Below are 19,032 nucleotides of genomic sequence, written 5' to 3' on the forward strand. Positions count from 1 at the left end.
GGTCAGTGCGACTCGGAGAGGCTCCACATGGTCCAGAGCTCGGTGCGCATCCGGCGCGGCTGTCGCAGGGTATAGGCGACGGCCTGGGCGATGTCCTCGGGTTCGAGGAAGTCGGCCTCGGACGGGTCCCGGTCGCCGAAGCGCCCGTCGGCGGCGGCGAAGGGGGTGTTGACGCCGGCCGGCGCGATGGTCGTGGTGCGGATCCCCTCGGAGCGCAGCTCGCGGTCGAGGGCGTAGCCGAGGTTGATCTGGGCGGCCTTGGTGGCGGCGTAGACCGCCTCCTTCCCGCCCCCGATGAGCAGGCCGGCGACGGAGCCGAGGATGACGATGTCGCCGCCGTCGCCCTGGGCGCGGAACTGCCGCACGGCGGCCCGCGAGAGCCACACGGTGCCCTTGACGTTGACGTCGACCATGAGCGAGACCTCGTCCGCGGAGTAGTCGAGCACCCCGCCGTAGAAGCCGACGGCTGCGTTGGCGACGACGGAGTCGACCCGGCCGAAGGCCGTGACACCCGCCGCGACCAGCGCGTCGGCGGTGGCCTCGTCCCGGACGTCGCCGACCGCGACGGCCAGCCGGTCCTCGCCCCAGGCGTCCCGGAGCGGGGCCAGCGCGTCGGGCCGGAGGTCCCCGGCGACGACCCGCCCACCCGCCTCGAGGACGAGCCGGGAGATCGCGCCGCCGATGGCGCCGCCCGCGCCGGTCACCACGACGACCGTGTCCTCGAGGCTCCGAGCGCGGTCGACGGCATGACCGACACCCGAGCGGCTCTCTGCTGCAGCGTCGCTCACTTGATGGCACCCATCGACAGGCCGCGGACGAGCTGCTTCTGCGCCACCCAGCCGGCGATGATGACGGGCAGGGCGGCGATGGTCGCGGCTGCCGACAGCACGGCGAGGAACTGGCCACGGCCGTCCACGAAACTCCCGAGGAACGGCGGCGTCGTGCGGGCCGCCGAGCTCGTCAGCAGCAGCGCGAGGAAGTACTCGTTCCACGCGAAGATGAAGCTGATGAGCGCAGCCGCCGCGACCCCAGGCAGCACGAGCGGCAGGACGATCCGCACGATCTCGCGGAACATGCCGGCCCCGTCCACCCGCGCGGCCTCGATGATCTCGAAGGGCACCTCGAGCAGGAACGAGCGCATCATCCACACCGTCACCGGCAGGTTCATGGCGCCGTAGACGATGGCGAGCACGTAGATGTTGTCGAGCAGGCCGACCGTCTTGAAGATCATGAAGAGCGGCAGCACGATCGCCGCGAGCGGCATGAACCGGGTGGAGATGAAGAACGAGAGGGAGTTCTCGACGTTCTTCACCCGCCGGATCGACAGAGCGTAGGCGGCCGGGATCGCGAGGAGCACCGAGATGATCGTCGACGTCACCGCCGCCGTCAGCGAGTTCTGGAGATAGCCGGCCATCCCGCGGTCCATCGCGAGCTGGTAGCCCTCGGTGACGGGCTTGAAGAAGAACGTCGGGTTGACCGACGACGCGAGCGACTCCGGCTTGAACCCGTTGAGGAACATCCACAGCACGGGGAAGAAGAAGACGAGGACGAGGATCCAGGTGGCGAGGGTGACGAGGGCCCCGCGGGCCGACCTGTTGGAGCTGTTCATCGGCTTCCTCCTGCCATGAAGACCTTGAAGACGCTCTTGAGCGCGATGGTCGCGACGATGATCGTGAGAATGACGGTCACGACGCCGTATGCCGCTGCCTGCCCGACGTCGAGCCCGATGAAGGCGCGCTCGTAGAGGAGGTAGGCGAGGGTCTTCGTGCCGCCGGTTCCCTTGGTGAGGATGGCGATCGGGTCGAAGACCTGCAGGATGATGACCGAGCCGAGGAGCACCCCGATCTCGATGTACATCCGCAGGTGGGGGAGCGTGATCCACGTGAAGGTGCGCCACGCGCCGGCCCCGTCGACCTGGGCGGCCTCGAGGATGCCCTTGTCCTGGCCCTGCAGACCGGCCAGCAGGATCAGCATCATGAAGGGCGTGAACTGCCACGTCAGCACGATGACGACGGTCATCATCGGGTGCTCGGTGCTCCACGACACGACCGGCAGGTGCAGGGTCCGGAAGAGCCAGTTGAGCATCCCGATGTTCGTGTCGAACATCGAGTACTTCCAGATGAGGGCGGCCGCCGCCGGCATGATGAGGAAGGGCGTGATCATCAGGGTCCGGGCGAGGGCGCGGCCGCGGAACTTGCGGTCGAGCAGCATCGCGAAGAGCAGCCCGAACAGCAGGGCCAGGACGACCGAGAAGGCCGTGATGAGCACCGTGGCGACGATCGAGGGCCACAGGTCGCCGGAGGTCAGGGCGCTCGTGTAGTTGTCGAAGCCGGCGAAGGCGCGGTCGTTGGGGTAGAGCAGGTTCCACTTCGTCAGCGAGAACCCGATGGTCGTCAGGAACGGGATCTGCGTCAGCAGGATCAGGAAGATGACGGCCGGCAGCAGCAGGCCCCGGTTGCGCCAGAGCTCCTTGCGCTGCACCCGACGCTTGTCGGTCGCCGTGGCGGCCGGGACGTCCTCGAGCTCGGTCGGTTTCGTGGTGGTCGTGGTCATGTCGGCACTTCCTCGTGCGGTTGTGCGGCTGGTGCGGCTCGTGCGACTGGGAGACGGTAAAGCGGTGCTGAGGGTGGGGTGGTGCCGGGTCCGGGGCGTGCCGGACCCGGCACCACCTGTCAGCTGCTGGTCAGCGGCAGGTCACTTCTTGTGCTTGTCGCCGGCGGCCTGGGCGATGCTCTGGCACTTGCCGAGGGCGTCGTCGATCGTGCCGCGGTTGGCGAGGTAGTCCGCGACGAGCTGTGCGCACTGGTTCCCGACGTCCTGGAACTCGGGGATCGAGACGTACTGGATGCCGACCCAGCCCTGCGGGTTGACGCCCGGCTGCTTCGGGTTGACGGAGCTCATGACGTCGAGGGTGATGGGGGCGTACGCCTTGGCGGCCTCCTTGTACTCCGGGATCGAGTACGTCGAGGTGCGCGAGCCGGGCGGCACGTTGGACCAGCCGATCTTGGTGCCGACGAGCTTGATGTAGTCCTTGCTCGTGGCCCACTTCACGAACTTGACCGCCGCGTCCTTCTGCTTCGTCGAGGCGGGGATGGCGAGGTTCCAGCTCCACAGCCAGCCGGACTCCTTGGTCTTGTTCACCGGCATGTGGGCGTAGCCCATCTTGCCCTTGACCGGCGAGTCCGCGGCCTCGAGCATCGAGGCGGCGACGGAGGCGTCGGCCCACATCGCGGCCTTGCCCTCCTTGAGCGCCGTCAGGCACTCGTTGAAGCTGTACGAGACCGGGTCCTTCTCGCCGGAGTCGTCGAGCATCTGCTTGTAGAAGCCGACGGCCTCCTTCCACTCCGGCGTGTTGACCGTCGCCTTCCAGTTGCTGTCGTACCAGTTGCCGCCGAACGTCTGCACGACGGTCGTGAGCGGCGCGAAGAGGTCGCCCCAGCCGGGCTTGCCGCGCATGCAGATGCCGGCCATGTCGTTGGTCTTGACCTTCTTGGCCGCGTCGGCGACCTGTTGCCAGGTCGGGTTCTGCGGGATCGTGACGCCGGCCTTGTCCAGGACCTCCTTGTTGTACATGAGGATCGAGGACTCGCCGTAGAACGGGACGGCGAACAGCTTGCCGTTGTAGCTGTTCACGTCGCGCACCGGCGGGAGGAGGTCGTTCACGTCGTAGGACGAGTCGGCCTGCAGCTCCGGGGTGAGGTCGACGAGCCACCCGTTGGCGCCCCACTGCGGCGTCTCGTACGCGCCGATGGTGACGATGTCGTACTGGCCGGCGCCGCTCGCGACGTCCGCCGTCACGGCGGCGCGGAGGTCGCCCTCCTCCATGACCTGGAAGTTGACCGTGACGCCGGGGTTCGCCTTCTCGTACTCGGCCTTGAGCTTCTCCATGTCCTTCATCTGGCCGTTGTTCACCGTGGCCACCTTGAGGGTGACGGCTCCGCCGGCCGCGCCGGTAGACCCGTTCCCGGACTGCACGGCGCCGGACGAACAGGCAGTCACCGTCATGGCCACCGCCACCACGCCCGTCCCCAGCGCGAGCATGCGCTTGTTCGCAAGCATTCCCAACTCCTTTGGTAGGCAATCTCTCGTTCCGGCCCGAGCTCGACGATCACGGGTGAGGCAGGACACCGTCGGTTGTGGCATCCGCAACAGTTCTTGACTGGAACTTGCCGGAACGGTAATGACGCGACGGCAGCCCCAACAAGCACCATCAGCCCTCTGTCGTTGATACGATTTTTCGCGGCGGCTCGTCCGGGATGCCTACTCAGGTGGCGCTCCCTGCACGAGGCGGAGACGACGAGGTCCCAGGCCGACGAAGGACGAAATGGATTCGTATCGATCCAGCCAGACCCACGACCGTGGAACGGCACCCGCGGGCGGGGGGAGTACCGCTGCGCCTGATTCGTCGGCCTCGCCGGCCTCATCGGCCCTGCGACTCGGGGGGCCGATGCGCCGGGAGGTCATCCCGCCGCACCCGCAGGCGTCCATCCGCGTCCTGACCCACGACTTCCCGAGCGAGATCTGCGGCTGGGGCTACCACCCCGAGTACGAGATCCACCTCATCACCAAGACGCGCGGCAGCTTCATCGCCGGCGACCACATCGGGACCTTCGCCCCGGGTCACGTCAGCATGGTCGGGCCCAACCTGCCGCACGACTGGGTGAGCGACCTCGCCGAGGGACAGGTGGCCGTCGACCGCGACGCCGTCATCCAGTTCAGCGATGAGTGGATCCGCCAGGCCACCGACCACCTGCCCGAGCTCGCCGAGGTCTCCGAGCTGCTCCACCGGTCGACGCGCGGGCTCGTGTTTTCCGGCGCCACCGCGTGGCGGGCCGCCGAGACCATCCTGGCCTGCGTGCACAGCCACGGCGTCGAGCAGCTCGGCCACCTCTTCAAGCTGCTGGCGCTCTTCGCGCACGCCCCGACGGACGAGTACGAGCTCGTCGCGAGCGAGTGGGTGGGCCGTCCCAACGACGCGGCGTCGCGCGACGCCGGCGAGGCCGGGCTCAGCTACATCCTCGACAACCTGACGGGCGACATCCGACTGTCGACGGCCGCGCGCCTGGCCTACATGTCCGAGCCGACCTTCTCGAAGTACTTCAAGACCGCGACCGGCATGACGTTCTCCAACATGGTCAAGAAGCTGCGGATCGCCTACGCCCGGCGTCTCCTCGACACCTCCGACGACTCGGTGGCCCAGATCGCCGAGCGCAGCGGCTACCACAACATGGCCAACTTCAACCGGCAGTTCCTCGCCGAGGTGGGCACCACGCCGAGCGCCTACCGCCGTCTGGAGTCCGACCAGAAGCCGCCGCCGGAGCTGTTCAGCCTGGGCCTGCGGGCGCCGTCGCCCTGACGCGGCACCGACCACGACGGGCGCCCCTGCGCCGTCGGGGTGCCCACCATCAGAGACGGTCGGGCCCAGGCGCACGTCATTTGTGTGACGTGCCCGGCAGACCTGCCGCTACCCGCGGGTCGTGCCCTAGGTTCGTGAACCAGTGCCCACAGCCCTCCGCGCGAAGGAGCCCAGCGTGCAGATCGGTGTCCCCCGAGAGACCCGCGCCCGAGAGACACGCGTCGCCGCGACGCCCAAGACCGTCGAGCAGCTCGTCGCCCTCGGCTATGACGTCGCCGTCGAGGGCGGGGCGGGAGCAGCCGCCAGCTTCTCCGACGAGGCGTATGCCGCAGCCGGCGCTCGCGTGGTCACCGCCGACGAGGCGTGGGGCTCGCCGATCGTGCACAAGGTCAACGCGCCGTCCGACGACGAGATCGCGCGGTTGCGACCGGGCACCGTCCTCGTCTCTCTCATGGCGCCCGCGATCAGCCCCGACCTCGTCGAGAGGCTCCGGGCAGCCGAGGTCACCGCCATGGCCATGGATGCCGTGCCGCGCATCAGCCGCGCCCAGTCGCTCGACGTCCTGTCGTCGATGGCCAACATCGCCGGCTACCGCGCCGTCGTCGAGGCGGCACACGAGTTCGGCTCGTTCTTCACCGGGCAGGTGACCGCGGCGGGCAAGGTGCCGCCCGCCAAGGTGCTCGTCGCCGGGGCCGGTGTGGCCGGCCTCGCCGCCATCGGCACGGCGCGCTCGCTCGGTGCCATCGTCCGCGCGACCGACGCCCGCGTCGAGGTGGCCGAGCAGGTCGAGTCCATGGGCGCCGACTTCCTCGCCGTGCAGCTGCCCGAGGTCGACGAGGCGGCGGCATCGAGCGACGGCTACGCCAAGGAGATGGGGGAGGAGTACAACCGGCGCGCGGCCGAGCTCTATGCCGCGCAGGCTCCCGACGTCGACATCATCATCACGACCGCGCTCATCCCCGGACGTCCCGCGCCCCGCCTCATCACCGGCGAGATGGTCGCCTCGATGCGGCCGGGCTCGGTCATCGTCGACATGGCCGCGGCCAACGGCGGCAACGTCGAGGGCTCCGTCGCCGACCAGATGGTCGTCACCGACAACGGCGTCCGGATCATCGGCTACACCGACCTCGCGGCACGGCTGCCCACCCAGGCGTCGCAGCTCTACGGCACCAACCTCGTCAACCTGATGAAGCTGCTGACGCCGGGCAAGGACGGGCAGCTCGTCCTCGACTTCGACGACGTCGTGCAGCGCAACATGACGGTCGCGCGGGACGGCGAGCTGCTCTGGCCGCCACCCGCGATCCAGGTCAGCGCGGCCCCCGTTGCGCAGTCGCCGGCCGGCAAGAAGGTCGTCAAAGAGCCTGAGCCACCGAAGGATCCACGCCGGAGGTATGCCGGCATGGCAGTCGGTGCGGTCGTGTTCGCCGTGATCGCTGCTGTCTCACCCGCGAGCTTCCTCGGTCACTTCACCGTCTTCGCGCTCGCCGTGGTCATCGGCTACTACGTCATCGGCAACGTGCACCACGCCCTGCACACGCCGCTCATGTCGGTGACCAACGCGATCAGCGGCATCATCGTCGTCGGGGCGCTGCTCCAGCTCGGCTCCGCGCGGACGTCGCCGGGCTCGTCGGGCTCGCAGCTCGTCATCATCGTCCTCGCGTTCGTCGCCACGCTCATCGCGAGCATCAACATCTTCGGTGGCTTCACCGTGACCCGCCGCATGCTGACGATGTTCCGGAAGGGCTGACCGCACATGGACATCGCACTCATCCAAGCGGCATACATCATCGCTGCGCTGCTCTTCATCATGTCGCTCGCCGGGCTCTCGAAGCACGAGACCGCGCGCGACGGCAACGTGCTCGGCATGATCGGCATGGGCATCGCCCTCGTGGCGACCCTCTGGCTCGCCCTGCGGGATGCCCCGTGGGGCAACGTGATCGCCGTCGCCGTGGCGATGGCGATCGGTGCGGCGATCGGCATCTGGCGCGCGCGGCGGGTCGAGATGACGGGCATGCCAGAGCTCATCGCGATGCTGCACTCCTTCGTCGGTGCGGCGGCGGTGCTCGTCGGGCTCAACACCTTCCTCGCCTCCGACGGCGCCGGGGACTCGGTCCACCTCGTCGAGATCTTCCTCGGCGTGTTCATCGGCGCCGTGACGTTCACCGGCTCGATCGTCGCCTTCCTCAAGCTGTCGGCGCGCATCTCGAGCAAGCCGCTCATGCTGCCCGCCCGGCACTGGCTCAACCTCGCGGCGCTCGTCGTCTCTGCGGGGCTGCTCGTGTGGTTCGTCGCGGCGCACTCGATCGTCCCGCTCCTGGTCATGACGGCGATCGCGCTCGCCTTCGGCTGGCACCTCGTGGCCTCGATCGGCGGCGGCGACATGCCGGTCGTCGTGTCGATGCTCAACAGCTACTCCGGATGGGCGGCAGCGGCGGCCGGCTTCATGCTCGGCAACGACCTGCTCATCGTCACCGGCGCGCTCGTCGGCTCGTCCGGTGCCTACCTCTCCTACATCATGTGCCAGGCGATGAACCGCTCGTTCGTCTCGGTCATCGCCGGCGGGTTCGGCTCTGACGGAGCGGTGTCCGACTCCGACGTCGACTACGGCGACCACCGCGAGACCAACGCGGCCGAGGTCGCGGACCTGCTCAAGAACGCCTCCTCCGTCGTCATCACCCCCGGCTACGGCATGGCCGTCGCGCAGGCGCAGTACCCCGTCGCCGAGCTGACGTCCAAGCTGCGCGAGCGCGGCGTCGACGTCCGGTTCGGCATCCACCCGGTGGCCGGCCGGCTCCCCGGTCACATGAACGTGCTGCTCGCCGAGGCGCGGGTGCCGTACGACATCGTGCTCGAGATGGACGAGATCAACGACGACTTCCCCAACACGGACGTCGTGCTCGTCATCGGCGCCAACGACACCGTCAACCCCGCCGCCGCGGAGGATCCGACCTCGCCGATCGCCGGCATGCCGGTCCTGCAGGTGTGGAACGCCAAGGACGTCGTCGTCTTCAAGCGGTCGATGAACGCCGGCTACGCCGGGGTGCAGAATCCGCTCTTCTTCCGCGACAACAGCGCCATGCTCTTCGGCGACGCCAAGGAGCGCGTCGAGGACATCATCAAGGCCCTCTGACCCACCCTCGCCCCACCCGCTTGCCCCACCGAACGCGGCGTTCGATCTCGAACTCACTGTTAGAGCACTGAGTTCGAGACCGAACGCTGCGTTCGGTGGGGACGAGGGGTCAGCCGGTGTCGCTCGTCGGACGCTGCACGGAGTACCAGCCGCGGTGCAGCGGATGGCACTGACCGCGTGCTACCAGGCTTTTCAACAGTGCGCCACTGATGCCACTGGCACGGGCAGCGGAGGCGGAGAAGACGCCGGAAGGCGCGAGACGGTGCAGGTCCATGGGGCCATAGTGACGGCATGCGACAGCGGCCCGCGGGCAGCCTGTGGATAAGCCCTGGCACCACGAACCGAACGCGGCGTTCGGTCTCGGAAGCTCTGTCAGAACACTGAGTTCGAGACCGAACGCCGCGTTCGGTGGTCAAGCGGGGTGGGGTCAGTGCTCGCTGACGACCTCGGGGGCCTTGCGGCTGCCTTCCTCCTCCTCGCCCGTCGCCAGCTTGCTGTGGTGGCGCGAGTAGGTGAAGTAGATGAGGAAGCCGAGCGCCATCCACACGACGAAACGGATCCACGTCTCGATCGAGAGGTTGAGCACGAGGTAGAAGCAGGCGAGCGCGGACAGCCACGGCACGACCGGGTTGCCCGGGACGCGGAAGGACCGCTTGAGGTCGGGGCGGCGCTTGCGCAGGATCGGCACGGCGAGCGAGACGAGCATGAACGCCGTCAGGGTGCCGATGTTGACCATCTCCTCGAGCTTGCCGATGGGCGTGAGCGAGGCGATGAGGGCGACGACGCCGCCGATGATGAGCGTCAGCTTGACCGGGGTGCCCGTGTTGGGGTTGGTGCGGCCCAGGCTCGCGGGGATCAGGTGGTCGCGGCTCATGGCGAACGTGACGCGCGTGGCGCCGATGATGAGCGTCATGACGACCGTGGTGAGACCGGCGACCGCGCCCGCGGAGATGAGGGTCGCGAAGCCGTCCCTGCCGACGTTGGAGAAGGCGGTCGCGAGGGCGGCCTTCGGGTCGATCTCCTTGTAGTTCTGCATGCCCGTGATGACGAGCGTGACCGCGACGTAGAGCACGGTGCAGATGGCGAGCGAGCCGATGATGCCGCGGGGGAGGTCGCGCTGCGGGTTCTTGGCCTCCTCGGCCGTGGTCGCGACGACGTCGAAGCCGATGTAGGCGAAGAAGACGATGGCCGCGCCGGCCATGATGCCCATGACGCCGTAGGTCGCCGGCGTCATGCCGGTCAGCACCTGGAGCAGCGGGGTCGTCAGGCCCTCGGCCGCCTTACCCGCCTGGCTCGGCGGGATGAAGGGCGACCAGTTGTCACGGTTGATGAACTGGATGCCGGCGAAGATGACGAACAGGACGATGAAGAGCTTGACGCCGACGAGCACGAGGTTGACGCGCATCGACTCCTTGATGCCCTTGGCGATGAGCAGTGTCAGCGCGGCGATGAGCAGGAAGGCCGGCAGGTCGAAGTGCGACCCCGGCCCCAGTGGTTCTGGCCAGGTGATCCCCAGCTGGTCGAGCAGGGTCACGAAGTACTGCGACCACCCTTGGGCGACCACGCTGGCACCGAGCATGAGCTCGAGCAGCAGGTCCCAGCCGATGATCCACGCGACGAGCTCACCGAGCGTCGCGTAGGAGAAGGTGTACGCCGAGCCCGAGATGGGCACCGTCGAGGCGAACTCCGCGTAGCAGATGGCCGCCAGTCCACAGACGATGGCGCCGATGACGAACGACAGCGCGATCGACGGCCCGGCGTAGTCCTTCGCCGCCCGTCCGGTCAGCGTGAAGATACCGGCGCCGATGATGACGCCGATGCCGAAGACCGTGAGGTCGAGCGCGCTGAGGGTCCTCTTCAGCTGGTGGTCGGCGTCCTCGGCCGAGGCCATCGACGCCTCGATCGACTTGGTGCGAAAGACACTCATGCTGACCTCCGAGCAGGTCGGTGATGGGGATCATCACAAACTATCGGTGAGCGCGCCCGGCGGCGAGTCCTGCCGGCCACCGTCGGCCACGTGCCGTCGACGGATGTCCCGGCTACCGGTTGGTACCCCGAACGTCCCCGTCCCGGTCACGTCCCGGTCACGTCCCGGTCGACCCGCGCCGACGGGACACGTCGGGCAGTTCGGACCGTCGACGACGGGGCAGGCGGTCAGTCGTCGGAGCGCGGCCAGATCGGCCCGGTGTCGGCTCCGCGCCGGCGGCGCCTGAGGTCGTCGCTCTCGTAGACGGTCTCGGGCCGGTCGCTCGGCCGGTGGATCGGCACGGCTCGCGAGTAGGAGTCGAGGCGGTCCTGGATGGGGTTGTGGGTGCGGTGCACGTCGGGGTATGCCGTGTTGCCCGCGGGTGCCTCCGGGCTGCCGGGCGTGGGCGCGCCACCGAACGGACCCGGCTCGTCGGGCAGCTCGTCGATCTCCTCGAAGTCCTCGTCGCCGGGGGGAGGGACGATGTGGAAGATCTCGGCGCAGATGTCGCGGTAGGTCTGGTCGGGGTTGGGCACCCACTTGACCTCGCGGAGGGCCTGGTCCTGGCCGGCGCTCTCGAGGACGAACTTGCCGAAGCCGAGGAACTGGCCGGGGATGGAGCGGACGTAGCTCATGTCGGTGACCTTGAGCAGCGGCATCATCGCGACCTTGTGCGTGATGAGGCCGTAGCGCAGCAGCAGACGCTTGTCGGTCGCGACGAACCAGTTGTGGCTCCAGTCGAGCAGGCACCACAGGAGCCGGACGAGCAGCGCGAGGAAGACCCACCAGAAGATCGTGCCGACGGCCTGCGTGGACTTCGTGACGTTGGAGTCGACCCAGACGGCGAGGGCGAGGCCGAGCGTGGTCGTCGCGACCGGCTCGGCGAGCTTGGCCCAGTGCGCGCGCACGGCGGTCACGAGCCGCTCGCCGGGCAGCAGGATCGGAGCGAGTCCCGCCGGGACGTCGGAGCTCCGCAGGAAGGCCATGACCTCAGTCTGCTCGCATCAGCGGTTGAGCAGGGAGCTGAAGAACCTGAGGATCGCGTTGAAGCCGTCGACGAGGACGCCCCAGATGTTGCTGACGATGTCGGCCGCCTTGTCAGGGGAGGTGAAGACGGCATAGACGAAGAACGCCAGCACGATGATCAGGATGATCTTCTTGGCCTTGGGGCCCATGGTGGGTCGCTCCTTGGAGGGAAGGTGGCGCAGGCTGCCCTGACAGCCCCACGGCACAGGGGTGTGAACAGTGTGCCGCACGGGGCTGGTGTGGTGGGTCACCGTGCCCCGCGTGTCGGTCAGGTCCTGAGCCCGCCGGACCGCGCGCCGCTATCCTCCTCGCGTGTCGCGAACGCCAGAGTATGCCGCCGCGCTGCGCACCGCCCTGCGGCGCGCGGTGGGTGCGGTCGACGAGCGCGAGCTGACCCGTGCCACCGAGGCGCTCGTGGCCCGCTACCGCTCGGTCGCGCCCGCCTCGGCGCCGATCCTCGCCTCCCGAGTGCACGTCGCGGCCTACGCCACCTACCGGATGCCGGCGACCCATGCCGCCCTGTCACGCGTGCTCGGCGAGGTCGCCGCCCGCGGGCTGCGGCCCCGCTCGGTGCTCGACCTCGGCGGTGGCACGGGCGCCGCCGCGTGGGCGGCTGCCGAGGCGTTCGACACGCTCGAGTCGGTGACCGTGCTCGACCAGGTCGAGGACGCCCTGACCCTGGGGCGCGACCTCGTCGCCGATGCCCCCTCGCCGACTCTGGCGGCAGCGACGTTCCGGCAGGCCCGGGCCGGCGCGTGGCCCGACCTCGAGGCCGACCTCGTGACCGTGTCGTACGTCCTCAGCGAGCTCGACGGGCCGCAGCAGGACGCCCTCCTGGCTGACGCGATGAGGCGGGGGCGCTCCGTCGTCGTCGTGGAGCCCGGCACGCCCGACGGCTATGCGCGGGTGCTGCGGGTGCGGTCGGCCCTCATCGCCGCCGGCTGGACGCTGCTCGGGCCGTGCCCCCATGCCGCCGGATGTCCACTCGCGCACGGCGACTGGTGCCACTTCGCAGCTCGCGTCAACCGCAGCGCCGAGCACCGTCGGCTCAAGGGCGCCGAGCTGTCCTACGAGGACGAGAAGTTCTCGTGGATCGCGGCCGCAGCCCCACAGGTCGCCGAAACCTTCACGGCAGAGTCGGATTCAGGACGCATCCTGCGGCACCCGTTGAAGCGCAAGGGCTTCGTCGAGTTCCAGGTGTGCCGCCCCGACGGCACCGCAGGCCGCGAGGTCGTCTCGAAGAAGGCGGGGGAGCGCTACCGAAGGGCGCGCGACGCCGAGTGGGGCGACGCGCTGCCCTGAGCACACGGCATACGCAAGGAGGGCCCTCAGACGACGCCGTAGAGGCGGTCACCCGCGTCGCCCAGCCCCGGGACGATGTAGCCCTTCTCGTTGAGCTTCTCGTCGATGGTGCCGAGCACGACCTTGACCGGGATATCGCTGTCGGAGAGCTCGTCCTCGAGGTGCTTGATGCCCTCAGGCGCGGCGAGCAGGCACACGGCGGTGATGTCGCGGGCGCCCTTGGCGGTGAGGTAGTCGATCGCCATGACGAGCGTGCCGCCCGTGGCAAGCATCGGGTCGAGGATGAAGACCTGGCGCCCGGTGAGGTCGTCGGGCAGCCGGTTGGCGTAGGTCGAGACCTCGAGCGTCTCCTCGTTGCGGATCATGCCGAGGAAGCCCACCTCGGCGCTCGGGAGGAGCTTGACCATGCCGTCGAGCATGCCGAGACCGGCGCGCAGGATCGGCACGATGATCGGCTTGGGGTTGGACAGCTTGATGCCCGTGGTCGGCGAGACCGGCGTCTCGATGTCGAACGGCTCGACGCGGACGTCGCGCGTGGCCTCGTAGGCGAGGAGCGTGACGAGCTCTTCGGCGAGGCGCCTGAAGGTGGGGCTGTCGGTCCGCTTGTCGCGCAGGTAGGTCAGCTTGTGGGCGATGAGCGGGTGGTCTGCGACATGGACGTCCATGGGTGGAAACTTAGCGCGTGGCGAAGAGATCCGAGACCCCCGGCAAGGGCGCCGTCCCTGCACCCGAGACGTATGCCGCGTGGCTGGGCCAGGCGCTCGACCTGGCCGCTGCGACGGCAGGAGCCCAGGACGTGCCCGTCGGCGCGCTCGTCGTCGACCCCGAAGGGGCGGTGATGGGCCGGGGACGCAACGTCCGGGAGGAGCTCGGCGACCCGACGGGGCACGCTGAGGTCGTCGCCCTGCGCGAGGCTGCGGCCGCCCTGGGCTCGTGGCGGCTCGACGGCTGCACGCTCGTCGTGACCCTCGAGCCGTGTGTCATGTGCGCCGGCGCGGCGATGGCGGCGCGGGTCGAGCGGATCGTGTTCGGCGCCTGGGACCCCAAGGCGGGGGCGTGCGGGTCGGTCTGGGACCTGACCAGGGACCCGCTCGCCACGCACGTCGTGGACGTCGTCGGGGGCGTCCGGGCCGAGGAGTCCGCGGCCCTGCTGGTCGATTTCTTCGAGGGCCGCAGGCTCCGGTAAGGTCTCTCCCGGTGGCGTGTCCGAGCGGCCTAAGGAGCACGCCTCGAAAGCGTGTGTGGGGGTAACTCCACCGTGGGTTCAAATCCCACCGCCACCGCCAAATGCAGCAGGACCCCGACACGCTTCACCGTCGGGGTCCTGCTGCATTTATCGAACGCTGCGGGATTTGGGAGGGGTTCGCGGTCGGGTGAGGAACGAACCCGCCCGCGAACGACGGCGTCCCACCGCGTCGCCGAAGGCGACGGGTCAGCGCGCAAGCAGCGCGGAGACACGGAAGACGACCGAGAAGCCCGCAAGGCGGTGGTCTACCGGCACCACAAGCCGACGATCCATCGCGCTGGGCGAGGGACACGGCATACGCGATCGGTGGACGGTCGGCCCGCGTCGGCGCCGTCGGACGCTCGGCCCACTGGCAGGATGTGCGCCATGACCACGGACGTCCCGCTCAGCGTGCGCACCCCCTCACCGCTGGGCGAGTTCCTGCGCACCCGCCGCAAGCAGCTCGCTCCCGAGGAGGTCGGCATCAAGCGGGTCAAGGGCCGCCGCCGGGTGGGCCTCAGCCGGACCGAGGTCGCCGAGCTGGCGAACATCTCCGTGGCGTACTACGACCTCATCGAGCGGGGCCGCGACCTGCGCCCGAGCAAGAGCGTCATCGACGGCCTGGCCCGCGCCCTCAAGCTCGACGCCGACGGGCGGTCGCACCTGCACGCCCTCGCGAGCGGGGCCCCGTCGCGGCGGCCGCAGCCCCACGAGGAGCTCACCGAGGAGCTCGAGGAGCTGCTCGACTCGCTCGACCCGAACCCGGCCTACGTCGTGGGCGCGCGCTGGGACGTCCTGGGCGCCAACCACACGGCGTGCCGGCTCTTCACGGACTGGGAGAGCAAGCGCACGAAGCGTGAGCGCAACCTGCTGTGGTTCTACTGCTGCGACCCGGCCGCTCGCAGCCTCTTCGTCGACTGGGAGCAGGAGGCCGCCGACCAGCTCGCGCTCTTCCGCGAGGCGTACGCCCGCCACCCCGACGACCCGTCGTTCAAGCGCGTCCTCGATGAGATCTTCAAGGCGAACCCCGCGACCGTCGAGTGGTGGGAGCGGCACGACAGCGACCCGCGGCGCGGCCGCACCAAGCGGATCCGCCTCGACACCGGCCAGGTCATCCAGCTGCGCCAGCTCGTGCTGCAGGTGCTCGACGAGCCCGACATCCGCGTCATCAGCTACTTCGCCGACGTCGACGGCGACCTCGACGACATCGAGTTCGACGCCTGACCGGTCAGTCGACCGTCTCGCCGCGGACGTCGGTCGAGGGGTGCGGCACGTCCGTCACCTGGGCGGCGTGAGCCGAGACGACGTACGCGTTGCCCTGCGCGATCTCGTCGGCGACGGCGTCGAGCCACGGCTCGGGTCGGGTGCCGAGGCCCTCGGCCTCGATGGCCCTGGCCAGGGCGTCGACGACCTCGGGCTGCGAACGTCCACCTTCGCGAGCGAGGTCGTTGATGATGGTCTGGAGGCGAGCCTCACGGGATCGGGCGCCCTCCTCGAGGTCGCGCTCGGTCGGCATGTCGGTCATGGGGATCTCGTTCCGGCGGCCACGAGGGGCAGCGGTGCGTGCCCAGCGGTCGAGGCCGCGTCCCTGTCGGCATACCCGACCCGGCCCTGCCGTCTGCTGTCTGTCCAGGGTCGGGAGCCTGCGACGTGCTCAGAGCGGCTCGAGGCGCCCGGGCAGGTCCGACGGTCGGGTGATCTCGGGCAGCGCCGCCCACCGTGGAGGGATGAGGACCCGCAGGCGCGGCTTCTCCTCGATGAACCCGCTCAGCTGCGGCAGTGCGGCGCGGCGGGCCTGCCATGTCCTGCCTTGGTCGAGGCTGACGGCGAGCTGGGTCTCCGACGCCGAGCTCCCCTGGTAGTAGGCGACTTCGCACTCGGGGCCGCCCTCGGCGAGGGACATCGGCGTCGAGTCGTCGGGCAGGTCGGCGCTCGCGTAGGAGCCGTCACGCTGTTGGATGACGAGCCTGACGTCGCCGCCGGCTCCGGCGACGCCCCAGATGCCGCAGCCCTTCGTGGTGGGCGTGGCCCAGCGGACGCCGTCGAGGGTGGGCACGGCGAGCCGCTCCAGGGTGCGTGCGTTGACGTCAAGGCTGCAGAGCCCGACGCCGTCGGCGCACTCGACCGCCGGTGTCCCGTAGGGCTTGGTTGCGGGCCGGTCCATGACGGTGAGCGGCACCTGCTGGTGCATCGTTGCGGAGAGCAGGTAGGGCCCGGGGCCGGTGTGTGCCCAGTACCAGATGCCGTCGCCCACCTCGCGGTACAGCCCGGGAGCGCCCAGCGAGGGCTGGTTGCTCGACCCGGTGACCGCGCCGAGCACGAGGAGCCGGTGGTCGGTCCCGTCGACGACGGCGATGGCCTCGCGGCCGAGGCAGTCGTGGTCGGCGCGGGGCGCCACGCAGCGCTTCCAGACCGTCAGGACGGTCCGGCGATCGACGCGGGACTCGAGCTGGGCGGCGACGAAGGCATCCGGGTGACCGACCACCTCGTCGGCGCTCCAGTCGGGGACGGCCACCGACGTCAGCTGCGGGGTCGGCGCCGACGGCAGCCTCTGGGCGCCGAGCCGCCCGAGACCCGACACGGCCAGCGCCAGCGCGAGGACGGCAGCCACGGCCGCCGCCGAGACCCACGCCGCACGGCGACGACGGGCCCGGCGCTGGCGCCACACGAGGGTCTCGAAGGACGGCTGCTCGACGCGCCGCTCGGTGTCGCGGGCGAAGGTGGTCAGCTCAGACATGGTCTGCCTCCGCACGGTCGACGAGGTGGTCGGCCATCTGGGCCCTGGCCCGGGCCAGCCGAGCCTTGACCGTCCCCTCCGGCACGCCGAGCTCCCTGGCGACCTGGGCGACGCTGAGGTCGGCGATGTAGTGCAGCACGACGGTGATCCGCACCGGCAGGCTGAGCTGGCTGAGCGCGTACACGATCGCGACGTGGTCCTCCGGTGTGCCGGGGCCGAGGTCGATGCTCAGCTCGGCACGGAACTTCGGCAGCACCCGGGCGGTCACGCGGGCCCGGCGCCAGCGGTTGCGCAGCAGGTTGACGGCGACGGTGCGCAGCCAGGCCTCCTTGTTGGAGACCTCGACGAAGTCCCGACGGTGGGTCATGGCGGTGACGAAGGCCTCCTGCACGATGTCCTCCGCCTCGGCGAGGTTGCCGCAGAGCGCGGTCAGCTGCGTCACGAGCCGTCGGTACGACAGGTCGTACACGGCCCGGAGCGGGTCACCGTCGTCGCTCTCGTGCATGAGCTCACCTGCCGTCCCTCCCGATGCTTCCACTGGGACGAGACCCGGGCCGACTGTTTGGTTGCATCGGCACGCGATAGGGCGCCCCGACCCACGAACGGTCGAGGCGCCCCGGCTGGGAGTCGGTGGGGTCAGCGCTTGCGCGTGCCGAAGATGCTGCGGGTGATCTCGCGGCCGATGACGGTGCCGGCCGAGCGGAGCATCGACTTGAAGGCCGAGCTGCCGGCGACCTGCTCGATGATGCTCGGCTCCTCCTTGGCGGCCCGCTTGGGCGAGGGGGCGGGAGCGGGCGCCGCGGGAGCTGGGGTGGGGGCGGAGGCGGTCGGGGCGGCCGCCGCGGGTGCTGCCTGCAGGCGAGCCGCGAGCATCTCGTAGGCGGACTCGCGGTCGACGACGGCGGCATACTTCGTCTTGATCGTCGACGCGGCGATCACGGCGTCCATCGTCGCCTGGGGCGAGGGGTCCATGAGCGAGTTGGGCGCCTTCATCCGGGTCCACGCGACCGGGGTCGGCACGCCCCTGTCGGACAGCACCGTGACGACGGCCTCGCCGATGCCGAGGCTCGTCAGGAGCTTCTCCATGTCGTATGCCGTGTGCGGGTAGGTCGCGATGGCCTGCTTGAGCGCCTTGGCGTCGTCGGGGGTGAAGGCGCGCAGGGCGTGCTGGACACGGTTGCCGAGCTGCGCGAGCACGCCGGCAGGGACGTCCTTGGGCGACTGCGTCACGAAGAAGACGCCGATGCCCTTGGACCGGATGAGCCGGACGGTCTGCTCGATGGCCTGCAGGAACGCCTTGCTCGCGTCGTTGAAGAGCAGGTGCGCCTCGTCGAAGAAGAAGACGAGCTTGGGCTTGTCGAGGTCGCCTTCCTCGGGGAGGTCGTGGAAGAGGTCGGCGAGCATCCACATGAGGAAGGTGGAGAACAGCTGCGGTCGGTCCTGCACCTGTGGCAGCTCGAGGCAGGAGATGATCCCCTTGCCGTCGGCGGCCGTGCGCAGCAGGTCGCTCGTCTCGAACTCGGGCTCACCGAAGAAGTCGCCGGCGCCCTGGTCCTCGAAGGTGATGAGGTTGCGCAGGATGACGCCGGCCGTCGCGCTCGAGAGGCCGCCGAGCTCCTTGAGGTCGGCCTTGCCCTCGTCGGAGGTCAGGTGGCTGATGACGGCGCGCAGGTCCTTGAGGTCGAGCAGCGCCAAGCCGTTCTTGTCGGCGTAGTGGAAGATCAGCCCGAGGCTGCTCTCCTGCGTGTCGTTGAGGCCGAGGACCTTGCTGAGCAGGGTCGGGCCGAAGCTCGTGATCGTGGCGCGGATCGCGATGCCGTCGCCCTTGCCGCCGAGCGAGAAGAACTCAGTGGGGTATGCCGTCGCCGTCCACGGCATGCCGACGTCGGCCGCGCGGCTGGTGATCTTGTCACCGCCCTCGCCGGGCGTGGCGAGGCCGGAGAGGTCGCCCTTGATGTCGGCGAGGAAGACCGGGACGCCCTGGTCGGACAGCTGCTCGGCCATGAGCTGGAGCGTCTTGGTCTTGCCGGTGCCCGTCGCGCCGGCGACGAGGCCGTGGCGGTTGAGCACGCCGAGCGGGATCTGCACCGGGGCGTCGGCGTGCGCCTGGCCGTCGACGACGGCGGCGCCGAGCTTGAGCACGCCCCCGTCGAAGGCGTAGCCGGCGCGGATCTCGTCGATCTGGGTCGTGTCGCTGGTGCCGCCCGTCTGTGGGGCCCCTGAGGCTGCTGTCTCGGTCACGCTTCGAACTCTAGTGGTGGGTCGTCCACGTTCGCCGCCTATGCTGACC

At 69.6% G+C, this 19,032-nt stretch carries 19 protein-coding genes and 1 tRNA gene; 7 read left to right on the plus strand and 13 right to left on the minus strand.

What is annotated here, in order from left to right; all coding sequences use genetic code 11:
• Positions 1 to 2 precede the first annotated feature (2 nt).
• The 4 genes from U5C87_RS07475 to U5C87_RS07490 all read right to left on the minus strand — a co-directional run bounded on the left by U5C87_RS07475 (position 3) and on the right by U5C87_RS07490 (position 4,059).
• Positions 3 to 788 (minus strand): SDR family oxidoreductase, encoded by a 786-nt coding sequence (locus U5C87_RS07475; RefSeq protein ID WP_330475977.1) that lies wholly within the window; start codon positions 786 to 788, stop codon positions 3 to 5.
• Positions 785 to 1,609 carry a carbohydrate ABC transporter permease gene (locus tag U5C87_RS07480; protein WP_330475978.1) on the minus strand — a complete coding sequence of 275 codons (825 nt, stop codon included), beginning with the start codon at positions 1,607 to 1,609 and terminating at the stop codon, positions 785 to 787. Before U5C87_RS07480 ends, U5C87_RS07475 begins: the two co-directional genes overlap by 4 nt.
• Positions 1,606 to 2,553: a carbohydrate ABC transporter permease gene (locus U5C87_RS07485; protein WP_030200966.1), complete on the minus strand. Its 948-nt coding sequence runs from the start codon at positions 2,551 to 2,553 to the stop codon at positions 1,606 to 1,608. The genes U5C87_RS07480 and U5C87_RS07485 overlap by 4 nt, the downstream gene beginning before the upstream one ends.
• 141 nt (positions 2,554 to 2,694) lie before the next feature.
• Positions 2,695 to 4,059, minus strand: coding sequence for an ABC transporter substrate-binding protein (locus tag U5C87_RS07490; RefSeq protein ID WP_330475979.1), 1,365 nt, complete (start codon positions 4,057 to 4,059; stop codon positions 2,695 to 2,697).
• A gap of 388 nt (positions 4,060 to 4,447) precedes the next feature.
• On the opposite strand from U5C87_RS07490, the gene U5C87_RS07495 reads away from it, so the two are divergent.
• The 3 genes from U5C87_RS07495 (at position 4,448) to pntB (ending at position 8,486) form a co-directional block, all read left to right on the plus strand.
• Positions 4,448 to 5,356 carry an AraC family transcriptional regulator gene (locus U5C87_RS07495; RefSeq protein ID WP_330475980.1) on the plus strand — a complete coding sequence of 303 codons (909 nt, stop codon included), beginning with the start codon at positions 4,448 to 4,450 and terminating at the stop codon, positions 5,354 to 5,356.
• Positions 5,357 to 5,531: 175 nt separating this feature from the next.
• Positions 5,532 to 7,103, plus strand: coding sequence for a Re/Si-specific NAD(P)(+) transhydrogenase subunit alpha (locus tag U5C87_RS07500; RefSeq protein ID WP_330475981.1), 1,572 nt, complete (start codon positions 5,532 to 5,534; stop codon positions 7,101 to 7,103).
• A gap of 6 nt (positions 7,104 to 7,109) precedes the next feature.
• Entirely contained in the window at positions 7,110 to 8,486 is a 1,377-nt protein-coding gene (gene pntB / locus U5C87_RS07505; RefSeq protein ID WP_330475982.1) for a Re/Si-specific NAD(P)(+) transhydrogenase subunit beta, read from the plus strand.
• Positions 8,487 to 8,595: 109 nt separating this feature from the next.
• On the opposite strand, the gene U5C87_RS07510 is transcribed toward pntB, so the two are convergent.
• The 4 genes from U5C87_RS07510 to U5C87_RS07525 all read right to left on the minus strand — a co-directional run bounded on the left by U5C87_RS07510 (position 8,596) and on the right by U5C87_RS07525 (position 11,627).
• Entirely contained in the window at positions 8,596 to 8,760 is a 165-nt protein-coding gene (locus tag U5C87_RS07510) for a type IV toxin-antitoxin system AbiEi family antitoxin domain-containing protein (RefSeq protein WP_330475983.1), read from the minus strand.
• A 153-nt stretch (positions 8,761 to 8,913) separates the two neighbouring features.
• Positions 8,914 to 10,413 (minus strand): APC family permease, encoded by a 1,500-nt coding sequence (locus U5C87_RS07515; RefSeq protein WP_330475984.1) that lies wholly within the window; start codon positions 10,411 to 10,413, stop codon positions 8,914 to 8,916.
• 227 nt (positions 10,414 to 10,640) lie between these two features.
• Positions 10,641 to 11,438, minus strand: a complete 798-nt coding sequence (locus U5C87_RS07520; protein WP_330475985.1) for a PH domain-containing protein — start codon at positions 11,436 to 11,438, stop codon at positions 10,641 to 10,643.
• 18 nt (positions 11,439 to 11,456) lie between these two features.
• Positions 11,457 to 11,627 carry a hypothetical protein gene (locus tag U5C87_RS07525; protein ID WP_330475986.1) on the minus strand — a complete coding sequence of 57 codons (171 nt, stop codon included), beginning with the start codon at positions 11,625 to 11,627 and terminating at the stop codon, positions 11,457 to 11,459.
• 163 nt (positions 11,628 to 11,790) lie between these two features.
• Between U5C87_RS07525 and U5C87_RS07530 the strand changes: the two genes are divergently transcribed.
• Positions 11,791 to 12,780 (plus strand): small ribosomal subunit Rsm22 family protein, encoded by a 990-nt coding sequence (locus U5C87_RS07530; RefSeq protein ID WP_330475987.1) that lies wholly within the window; start codon positions 11,791 to 11,793, stop codon positions 12,778 to 12,780.
• Positions 12,781 to 12,806: 26 nt separating this feature from the next.
• Here the strand turns inward: U5C87_RS07530 and upp are convergent, their stop codons facing one another.
• Positions 12,807 to 13,445, minus strand: coding sequence for a uracil phosphoribosyltransferase (upp, locus tag U5C87_RS07535; RefSeq protein ID WP_030200991.1), 639 nt, complete (start codon positions 13,443 to 13,445; stop codon positions 12,807 to 12,809).
• A gap of 17 nt (positions 13,446 to 13,462) precedes the next feature.
• On the opposite strand from upp, the gene U5C87_RS07540 reads away from it, so the two are divergent.
• The 3 genes from U5C87_RS07540 (at position 13,463) to U5C87_RS07550 (ending at position 15,229) form a co-directional block, all read left to right on the plus strand.
• Positions 13,463 to 13,966: a nucleoside deaminase gene (locus tag U5C87_RS07540; protein ID WP_330475988.1), complete on the plus strand. Its 504-nt coding sequence runs from the start codon at positions 13,463 to 13,465 to the stop codon at positions 13,964 to 13,966.
• Positions 13,967 to 13,976: 10 nt separating this feature from the next.
• Positions 13,977 to 14,066: transfer RNA gene (locus U5C87_RS07545), tRNA-Ser, on the plus strand.
• 326 nt (positions 14,067 to 14,392) lie between these two features.
• A complete protein-coding gene (locus U5C87_RS07550; RefSeq protein ID WP_330475989.1) occupies positions 14,393 to 15,229 on the plus strand; it encodes a helix-turn-helix transcriptional regulator in 837 nt (278 codons plus the stop codon).
• 4 nt (positions 15,230 to 15,233) lie between these two features.
• Here the strand turns inward: U5C87_RS07550 and U5C87_RS07555 are convergent, their stop codons facing one another.
• From U5C87_RS07555 to U5C87_RS07570, 4 genes are all read right to left on the minus strand, one after another.
• A complete protein-coding gene (locus tag U5C87_RS07555) occupies positions 15,234 to 15,530 on the minus strand; it encodes a hypothetical protein (RefSeq protein WP_330475990.1) in 297 nt (98 codons plus the stop codon).
• A 129-nt stretch (positions 15,531 to 15,659) separates the two neighbouring features.
• A complete protein-coding gene (locus U5C87_RS07560) occupies positions 15,660 to 16,742 on the minus strand; it encodes a hypothetical protein (RefSeq protein WP_330475991.1) in 1,083 nt (360 codons plus the stop codon).
• Complete coding sequence (locus U5C87_RS07565; RefSeq protein WP_330475992.1) at positions 16,735 to 17,247, minus strand: RNA polymerase sigma factor; 513 nt, start codon at positions 17,245 to 17,247, stop codon at positions 16,735 to 16,737. Before U5C87_RS07565 ends, U5C87_RS07560 begins: the two co-directional genes overlap by 8 nt.
• Before the next feature lie 131 nt (positions 17,248 to 17,378).
• Complete coding sequence (locus U5C87_RS07570) at positions 17,379 to 18,983, minus strand: helicase HerA-like domain-containing protein (protein WP_330475993.1); 1,605 nt, start codon at positions 18,981 to 18,983, stop codon at positions 17,379 to 17,381.
• Positions 18,984 to 19,032 lie beyond the last annotated feature (49 nt).

This window comes from Terrabacter sp. C0L_2 (assembly GCF_036352015.1).
Taxonomy (GTDB): Bacteria; Actinomycetota; Actinomycetes; order Actinomycetales; family Dermatophilaceae; genus Terrabacter; species Terrabacter tumescens.

Coding starts and splice junctions, on each gene's coding strand:
- U5C87_RS07550 (WP_330475989.1), top strand. CDS start 14,393: ATGACCACGGACGTCCCGCTCAGCGTGCGCACCCCCTCACCGCTGGGC.
- U5C87_RS07565 (WP_330475992.1), bottom strand. CDS start 17,247: ATGCACGAGAGCGACGACGGTGACCCGCTCCGGGCCGTGTACGACCTG.
- U5C87_RS07560 (WP_330475991.1), bottom strand. CDS start 16,742: ATGTCTGAGCTGACCACCTTCGCCCGCGACACCGAGCGGCGCGTCGAG.
- U5C87_RS07490 (WP_330475979.1), bottom strand. CDS start 4,059: ATGCTTGCGAACAAGCGCATGCTCGCGCTGGGGACGGGCGTGGTGGCG.
- U5C87_RS07520 (WP_330475985.1), bottom strand. CDS start 11,438: ATGGCCTTCCTGCGGAGCTCCGACGTCCCGGCGGGACTCGCTCCGATC.
- pntB (WP_330475982.1), top strand. CDS start 7,110: ATGGACATCGCACTCATCCAAGCGGCATACATCATCGCTGCGCTGCTC.
- U5C87_RS07480 (WP_330475978.1), bottom strand. CDS start 1,609: ATGAACAGCTCCAACAGGTCGGCCCGCGGGGCCCTCGTCACCCTCGCC.
- U5C87_RS07515 (WP_330475984.1), bottom strand. CDS start 10,413: ATGAGTGTCTTTCGCACCAAGTCGATCGAGGCGTCGATGGCCTCGGCC.
- U5C87_RS07495 (WP_330475980.1), top strand. CDS start 4,448: ATGCGCCGGGAGGTCATCCCGCCGCACCCGCAGGCGTCCATCCGCGTC.
- U5C87_RS07510 (WP_330475983.1), bottom strand. CDS start 8,760: ATGGACCTGCACCGTCTCGCGCCTTCCGGCGTCTTCTCCGCCTCCGCT.
- U5C87_RS07555 (WP_330475990.1), bottom strand. CDS start 15,530: ATGACCGACATGCCGACCGAGCGCGACCTCGAGGAGGGCGCCCGATCC.
- U5C87_RS07485 (WP_030200966.1), bottom strand. CDS start 2,553: ATGACCACGACCACCACGAAACCGACCGAGCTCGAGGACGTCCCGGCC.
- U5C87_RS07525 (WP_330475986.1), bottom strand. CDS start 11,627: ATGGGCCCCAAGGCCAAGAAGATCATCCTGATCATCGTGCTGGCGTTC.
- upp (WP_030200991.1), bottom strand. CDS start 13,445: ATGGACGTCCATGTCGCAGACCACCCGCTCATCGCCCACAAGCTGACC.